The organism is Paraburkholderia sp. J69-1, from assembly GCF_905220255.1.
Lineage (GTDB): Bacteria > Pseudomonadota > Gammaproteobacteria > Burkholderiales > Burkholderiaceae > Paraburkholderia.
The window spans coordinates 442,373-449,755 of sequence record NZ_CAJMZG010000004.1; the positions used below are offsets into that span (position 1 = coordinate 442,373).

At 65.2% G+C, this 7,383-nt stretch carries 5 protein-coding genes; all 5 read left to right on the plus strand.

What is annotated here, in order from left to right:
- Positions 1-5: 5 nt before the first annotated feature.
- Complete coding sequence (gene ahcY / locus U5A67_RS10260; protein ID WP_205987069.1) at positions 6-1,424, plus strand: adenosylhomocysteinase; 1,419 nt, start codon at positions 6-8, stop codon at positions 1,422-1,424.
- Positions 1,425-1,589: 165 nt separating this feature from the next.
- The gene (locus U5A67_RS10265) at positions 1,590-1,943 is read left to right on the plus strand and encodes a phage holin family protein (RefSeq protein ID WP_205987070.1); all 354 of its coding nucleotides are present in this window, start codon (positions 1,590-1,592) and stop codon (positions 1,941-1,943) included.
- Between the two features lie 51 nt (positions 1,944-1,994).
- Positions 1,995-2,825: a methylenetetrahydrofolate reductase [NAD(P)H] gene (gene metF, locus U5A67_RS10270; RefSeq protein WP_205987071.1), complete on the plus strand. Its 831-nt coding sequence runs from the start codon at positions 1,995-1,997 to the stop codon at positions 2,823-2,825.
- A gap of 226 nt (positions 2,826-3,051) precedes the next feature.
- Positions 3,052-6,228, plus strand: coding sequence for a tetratricopeptide repeat protein (locus U5A67_RS10275; protein WP_321813878.1), 3,177 nt, complete (start codon positions 3,052-3,054; stop codon positions 6,226-6,228).
- Positions 6,192-7,091: a hypothetical protein gene (locus U5A67_RS10280; protein WP_321813879.1), complete on the plus strand. Its 900-nt coding sequence runs from the start codon at positions 6,192-6,194 to the stop codon at positions 7,089-7,091. Before U5A67_RS10275 ends, U5A67_RS10280 begins: the two co-directional genes overlap by 37 nt.
- Positions 7,092-7,383 lie beyond the last annotated feature (292 nt).

The window sequence follows — 7,383 nt, forward strand, 5'->3', positions numbered from 1 at the left end:
GCGTGATGAACGCCGCAATTCCGCAAGATCAAGCCAAAGATTTCATCGTCGCCGATATGTCGCTTGCTGCCTGGGGCCGCAAGGAACTCGATATCGCCGAAACCGAAATGCCCGGCCTCGTGCAAACCCGCGAAGAATACAAGGCGCAGCAGCCGCTGAAGGGCGCGCGCATCGCCGGTTCGCTGCACATGACGATCCAGACCGGCGTGCTGATCGAAACGCTGACGGCGCTGGGCGCCGACGTGCGCTGGGCCTCGTGCAACATCTTCTCGACGCAGGATCACGCTGCCGCCGCCATCGCTGCGGGCGGCACGCCGGTGTTCGCATTCAAGGGCGAATCGCTCGACGAATACTGGGAATTCTCGCACCGCATTTTCGAATGGCCGAACGGCGAATTCGCCAACATGATCCTGGACGACGGCGGCGACGCAACGCTGCTGCTGATCCTCGGCTCGAAGGCTGAAAAGGACCGCTCGGTCATCGCCAAGCCCACGAACGAAGAAGAAGTCGCGCTGTACAAGTCGATCGCGGCTCACCTCGACGTCGATCCGACGTGGTACTCGACGCGCCTCGCGCACATCAAGGGCGTGACCGAAGAAACCACCACGGGCGTGCATCGTCTGTACCAGATGGAGAAGGAAGGCCGTCTGCCGTTCCCGGCCATCAACGTCAACGACTCGGTCACGAAGTCGAAGTTCGACAACCTGTACGGCTGCCGCGAGTCGCTCGTCGACGGCATCAAGCGCGCCACCGACGTGATGATCGCGGGCAAGATCGCGGTCGTCGCAGGTTACGGCGACGTGGGCAAGGGCTGTGCGCAATCGCTGCGCGGTCTGGGCGCGACCGTGTGGGTCACGGAAATCGATCCGATCTGCGCACTGCAGGCGGCGATGGAAGGCTACCGCGTCGTGACGATGGAATACGCTGCCGACAAGGCCGACATCTTCGTGACGGCAACCGGCAACTACCACGTGATCGGCCATGACCACATGAAGGCGATGCGCCACAACGCGATCGTCTGCAACATCGGTCACTTCGACTCGGAAATCGACGTTGCGTCCACGCGCCAGTACCAGTGGGACAACATCAAGCCGCAAGTCGACCACATCATTTTCCCGGACGGCAAGCGCGTGATCCTGCTGGCCGAAGGCCGCCTGGTGAACCTGGGCTGCGCCACGGGCCACCCGTCGTTCGTGATGTCGAACTCGTTCACGAACCAGACGCTCGCGCAGATCGAACTGTTCGTCGAAGGCCAGAAGTACGAGAACAAGGTCTACGTGCTGCCCAAGCACCTCGACGAAAAGGTCGCGCGTCTGCATCTGGCGCGCATCGGTGCGAACCTGTCGGTGCTGTCGGACGATCAGGCTTCGTACATCGGCGTCGACAAGAACGGTCCGTTCAAGCCGAACCACTACCGTTACTAAGCCGGTCACCCGGCCGATCGTTACGGTCAGATACAAAAGCGCTACGAGGCGGCCCTTATTTTTAAGCCGCCTTTAAGCGACCGGCCCGATGCTGTGCCTACGCCCGCGCGCTATTTTTAACGTGCGCGGGCGCACCGCATAACCACGACGCAAGAGGACTCCAATATGACCGTGCTGCTCACCTGGCTGATCAATGCGCTCGCGCTGCTGATCATTACCTGGCTCGTTCCGTCGATCCACGTGCGCAGCTTCGGCACCGCGCTGATCGTCGCGCTCGTGCTGGGCCTCATCAACGCCGTGCTGCGCCCGGTGCTCATCGTGCTGACGCTGCCCGTGACGATCGTCACGCTCGGCCTGTTCATCCTCGTGGTGAACGCGCTGTGCTTCTGGCTGGCGGCGTCCTTGCTCAAGGGCTTCGAGGTGTCGGGATTCTGGTCGGCGTTTTTTGGCTCGATCCTCTACAGCATCGTCTCGTGGCTGCTGTCGGCGCTGATCTTCGGCAACCGCAGCCTCGGCTGACGCTCGCCGGCCCGCGCCCTGCGCGCAGGCCGGCTCATCAAGAAAGCGATCATGAAACCGATCGAACTCTCATTCGAATTCTTCCCGCCCAAGACCGCTGAAGGCGTCGAGAAGCTGCGCGCCACGCGTGCGCAACTGCTCATGCACAAGCCGCGCTTCGTGTCGGTGACCTTCGGTGCGGGCGGCTCGACGCAACAGGGCACGCTCGACACCGTCGCGGAAATCGCCAAGGAAGGCGTCGATGCGGCGCCGCACCTGTCGTGCATCGGCGCGACCCGCGACAGTCTGCGTGACATCCTCGGCCAGTACCGCGCGCATGGCATCCGCCATATCGTGGCGCTGCGCGGCGACCTGCCTTCGGGCATGGGCGAAATGGGCGAGCTGCGCTACGCGTCGGATCTCGTCGCCTTTATCCGCGAGGAAACCGGCGACGCGTTCCACATCGAAGTGGCCGCTTATCCCGAATACCATCCGCAGGCGCGCTCGCCGCGTCACGATCTGGAAGCGTTCGCGCAGAAGGTGAAAGCGGGCGCGGATTCGGCGATCACGCAGTACTTCTTCAACGCGGATGCGTATTTCCGCTTTGTCGAAGAAGCGCAGAAGCTGGGCGTCGATATTCCCATCGTGCCGGGCATCATGCCGATCACGAATTACTCGCAGCTGATGCGTTTCTCGGAGATGTGCGGCGCCGAAGTGCCGCGCTGGGTCGCGAAACGTCTGGAAAGCTTCGGCGACGACCGCGAGTCGATTCGCGCATTCGGCCTCGACGTGGTGACGGACCTGTGCCGCCGTCTCGTCGATGCGGGCGTGCCGGGTCTGCACTTCTACACGCTCAACGCGGCGCCGGCGACGAAGGCGATCTGCGAACGTCTGTTCCCCTGAGTTCGCACTGAGTTTCACCTCGACGCGCGGGTTCGGCCCGCGCAGTCTGCACAACGCGCGACGCTGCAAAAGCGGCTCGCGCGTTTTTTATTTGGGGGCAGGTGGCAAACCCCGCAGCAGCAGGATGTGACGGGCTGACGCAGATCAGCCACAGCGTTTTGAGACGTGATCAAAATCAAACTTTTGCTCATTCTCCGGCGCCGCTCGCACACCGCGCGCCATCGTCATGACTGCTTCCACTCTTTCGCTCGGCCCCGTCCTCACCTATTCGCAAGCCCTGGATGCGTGGCGCGCGGGCGCGCACGATGCAGCGCTCGCTTGCTGCGAAAGGCTCATTGCGGCAGATCCGTGCGATGCGGACGCCTTGCATCTGGCCGGCGTCATCCTGCTGGGGCGCGACCGGGCCGCCGCCAGGGCGCTGCTGAGCCGGGCGGCGGCAGCACACGAAACAGCGGAAATCCTCGTAAGCCAGGCGCTGGCGCTCGATCCCGATGAGGCCAGGCAGGCCCAGGCTCTGCTCGAGCGTGCACTTGAACTCGATCCGGCGTGTTCAGCTGCACTGAACAATCTGGCGAACCTCTACGCCGCGCGACGCGATACGGCGCGCGCGAGCGCCATGTTCGAACGCCTGATCGAGCAACAGCCGGACAACGTCCTCGCGCACTACAACTACGGCAGCCTGCTGGTCGGTAACGGCGCTTCCGCGCAGGCGATTGCACCGCTGCGCCGCGCGCTGGCACTCGATCCGTCGCACACTTATTCGTACATCAATCTCGCCGCGGCGCTGCTCGATGAGAACCAGCACGCCGAGGCGCTGGCGCTGCTCGAACATGCGCGAACGGTGCAGCCAGATTCGGCGCTGCTGCTGGCGACGCTCGGCAGCCAGCAACGCAGGAACGGCCAGCTCGAGCTGGCGCGCGCAACATTCATGCGCGCCATCGAACTGGACCCGCGCAACGCCCACGCGTGGAACGGCATCGGCAACCTGTTCTACGAAGTCAGCAATATCGACGAAGCCCAGCGGGCATTCGCGCGCGCGGTCGAGCTCAAGCCGGATTTTTCCGATGCACTCGGCAATCTCGGCAACATCTTCAGGGCAAGCGGCGACATTGCGCAGTCGATCGCAACCTACCGTCGCGCGCTCGAATTGCGGCCCGACAATGCCGAAGCACACAGCAATCTCACCTACATGCTCGCGTTCGCGACGGACGACGCCGCCATCATCCGCGCCGAGGCCGAAGCCTTCTGCGCGTGGCACGAAGCGCAGTGGCTCGCCCCGGCCGTCATGCATGACAACACGCGCGAACCTGCGCGGCGATTGCGCATCGGCTATGTGTCGCCGGACTTTCGCGAGCATTGCCAGCGCCTGTTCATGACGCCGCTGCTTGCGCATCACGATCACGCGGCTTTCGAGATCGTCTGTTATTCGACCGTGATGACGCCCGACGCGGTGACGCAGCAACTTGCCAGCTACGCCGACATCTGGCGCGACGTGCGCGATTACGATGACGACCGGCTCGCGCAGCAGATTCGCGCCGACGGTATCGACATCCTCGTCGACCTCACGATGCATATGAACGGCGCGCGGCGGCTCGTATTCGCGCGGCGGCCCGCGCCCGTGCAGGTGGCGTGGCTCGCGTATCCGGGGACGACGGGCAGCGCCGCGATCGGCTGGCGGCTTACCGATTCGTGGCTCGATCCGCTGGGCGACGCACGCGTGGACGCGCAGTACACCGAACGATCGCTGCGTCTGCCGGATGCATTCTGGTGTTACGACGCACTGGCGCCGGGCGTCGAAGTCGCAGCGTTGCCTGCTGCCGCCGCCGCAGGCCAGATCACATTCGGCTGCCTGAACAACACCGGCAAACTCACCGACGCGACGCTCGCACTCTGGTCGGGCGTGTTCGCGGCGCTGCCCGACGCCCGGCTGATTCTCATGGCGCCCGCCGGCAGCGCGCGCGAACGACTGGCGAAGCGGCTCGCCGCACATGGCATCGATCCGGCGCGCGTGGGCTTTATCGGCTTCCAGCATCGCGGCGATTACCTGCGCACTTACTCGCAGATCGACATCGCGCTCGACACGGTGCCGTACAACGGCCACACCACGAGCCTCGACGCCTTCTGGATGGGCGTGCCCGTGCCCACGCGCGTGGGGCGCGCGGCGGCGGGGCGGGCCGGCCTGTCGTTGCTGGCCAATCTCGGTCTGCAGGAACTCGCCGCAGACAGCGATGTCGGCTATGTGCGTATTGTTGTCGGACTCGCCCGCGATCTGCCGCGCCTCGCGCACCTGCGGGCAACGCTGCGTGCGCGCATGCAGGCGTCGCCGCTGATGGACGGCGCGCGTTTCGCGCATCATATGGAGGCGGCGTTCCGGCATATGTGGAACGACTGGTGCGCCCAGCCGCACGGCGGCATTGCTGCGCCGCAACCGGCGGAAACGATGGCAACGGTGGAACCGATGGAACCGATAGAACCAATCAACGCGCCGCTCGATCTCGTGCGTCATGCCGCAGCGCTGCGCGCCAGTGACGATGTCCCGGCCGCGGAAGCTGCGCTGCTACGCGCGCTCGCGCTCGACGCCGCCTGCGCACCCGCGTGGCTGGCGCTCGGCAATCTGCTGCGCGAGCAGGACCGGCGCGCCGAAAGCGAAGCGGTCCTGCGCAAGGCGCTCGACCATGTGCCGAACGATGCCGACGTCCCCAATAACCTCGGCACCCTGCTCGCCGAAGACGGCCGTCACGCCGAAGCCCAGCCGCTGATCGAGCGCGCACTCGCGCTGCGTCCCGCTTTCGCCGATGCGTGGCGCAACCTCGGCAGCCTCTTCATGGAAACGCACCGCGAAAGTGAAGCCATCGCGGCGTTCCAGCGCGCCGTCGAGCTCGCACCGCATGTAGCGCATACCCACAACGTACTCGCCGGTCTGCTGATGAAGGCCGGCGAAACGACCGATGCCATCGAGTCGATGCGCGCCGTGCTCGCGCACGATCCCGCCGACGAATCCGCGCACGGCGATCTCGCCTACGCCACGCTCTTCGTCACCGACGACGGCGCCGCCATCCGTGCCGAAGCCGAGCGCTTTTTCCAGCAGCACGAGGCCGCGCTGTACGACGCCACGGCGCAGCACGCTAACGTTCGCGATCCGGCGCGCCGCCTGCGCATCGGCTATGTATCGCCGGATTTCCGCAATCACTGCCAGTCGCTGTTCACGCTGCCGCTCTTTGCCAATCACGATCACGCGGCGTTCGAGATCGTCTGCTACGCGAGCGTGGCGCAACCCGATCCCGTCACGCATCGCATCGCATCGTCGGTCATGTCGATCTGTGGCGCGACGTCCACGCACTCGACGACGCACAGATCGCGCAGCAGGTGCGCGAAGACGGCATCGACATCCTCGTCGATCTGACGATGCATATGGCCAGCGCGCGGCGCCGTCTCTTTGCGATGCGGCCCGCGCCGGTTCAGGTGGCGTGGCTCGCGTATCCGGGCACGACCGGCAGCCCGGCGATCGACTGGCGGCTGACCGATGCGCGTCTCGATCCGCTGGACGATCCGCGCGTCGATGCCCAGTACACCGAACGCTCGCTGCGTCTGCCCGACACCTTCTGGTGCTACGCGCCGCTCGACGAAGCCGACCGCAACATGCAGATCGGCGCGCTGCCGGCGCTGGAGGCCGGCCATATCACCTTTGGCTGTCTGAACAATCCGTGCAAGCTCACCGATGCGACGCTCGCACTCTGGTCGTGCGTACTCGCCGCGCTGCCTGACGCGCGTCTCATCCTGCTCGCGCCCGAAGGCTCGCTGCGCGAGCGGTTGACCAAACGGCTCGCGGCGCATGGCATCGATCTCGCGCGCGTGCGCTTTGTGGGCTACCAGAAGCGCGCCGATTACCTGCGCACTTACGCGCAGATCGACATCGGTCTGGAGACGGTTCCCTACAACGGTCACACCACGAGCCTCGACGCGTTCTGGATGGGCGTGTCGGTGCCCACGCGAGCGGGCCGGGTGGCCGCGAGCCGTGCGGGGCTTTCCCTGCTGGCGAATCTCGGCCTGCCCGAACTGTCCGCGCACGACGACGCCAGCTACGTGCGCATCGTCACCGCGCTTGCCGCCGATCTGCCGCGCCTGGCTGCGCTGCGCGCGGGTTTGCGCGAGCGCATGCTCGCGTCCGCGCTGATGGACGGCCCGCGCTTTGCGCGCGCCATGGAATCCGCCTTCCGTCACATGTGGCACGCGTGGTGCGCAGAAGCGCCGCGCCACGCAGTTTGACGAGCGGTTTCTGCGTCCGCGTTTTGGCGTCCGCTTTGACAATTCCTCACATCTCGAACGAGTTGGCCCGCCACGATGCACGGATCGTTCTGACGGACTAAGGTGGTAGCGCAGACAGTAAAAAGGGCGCAAAAGAAGGGAGGCGCGCTGCACCGCACCATGAGTCAAGCGGCATTCCTGTCAACCCGGCGTTTTCCAGAGGCGGCGGGACTTTTGGCTCGCTTGTGGCTGCGGCATGTGCTCAAGTAAGATCGCGCTACGCTGGCCCCGGCCGGCATCGAACTGGAGGAAA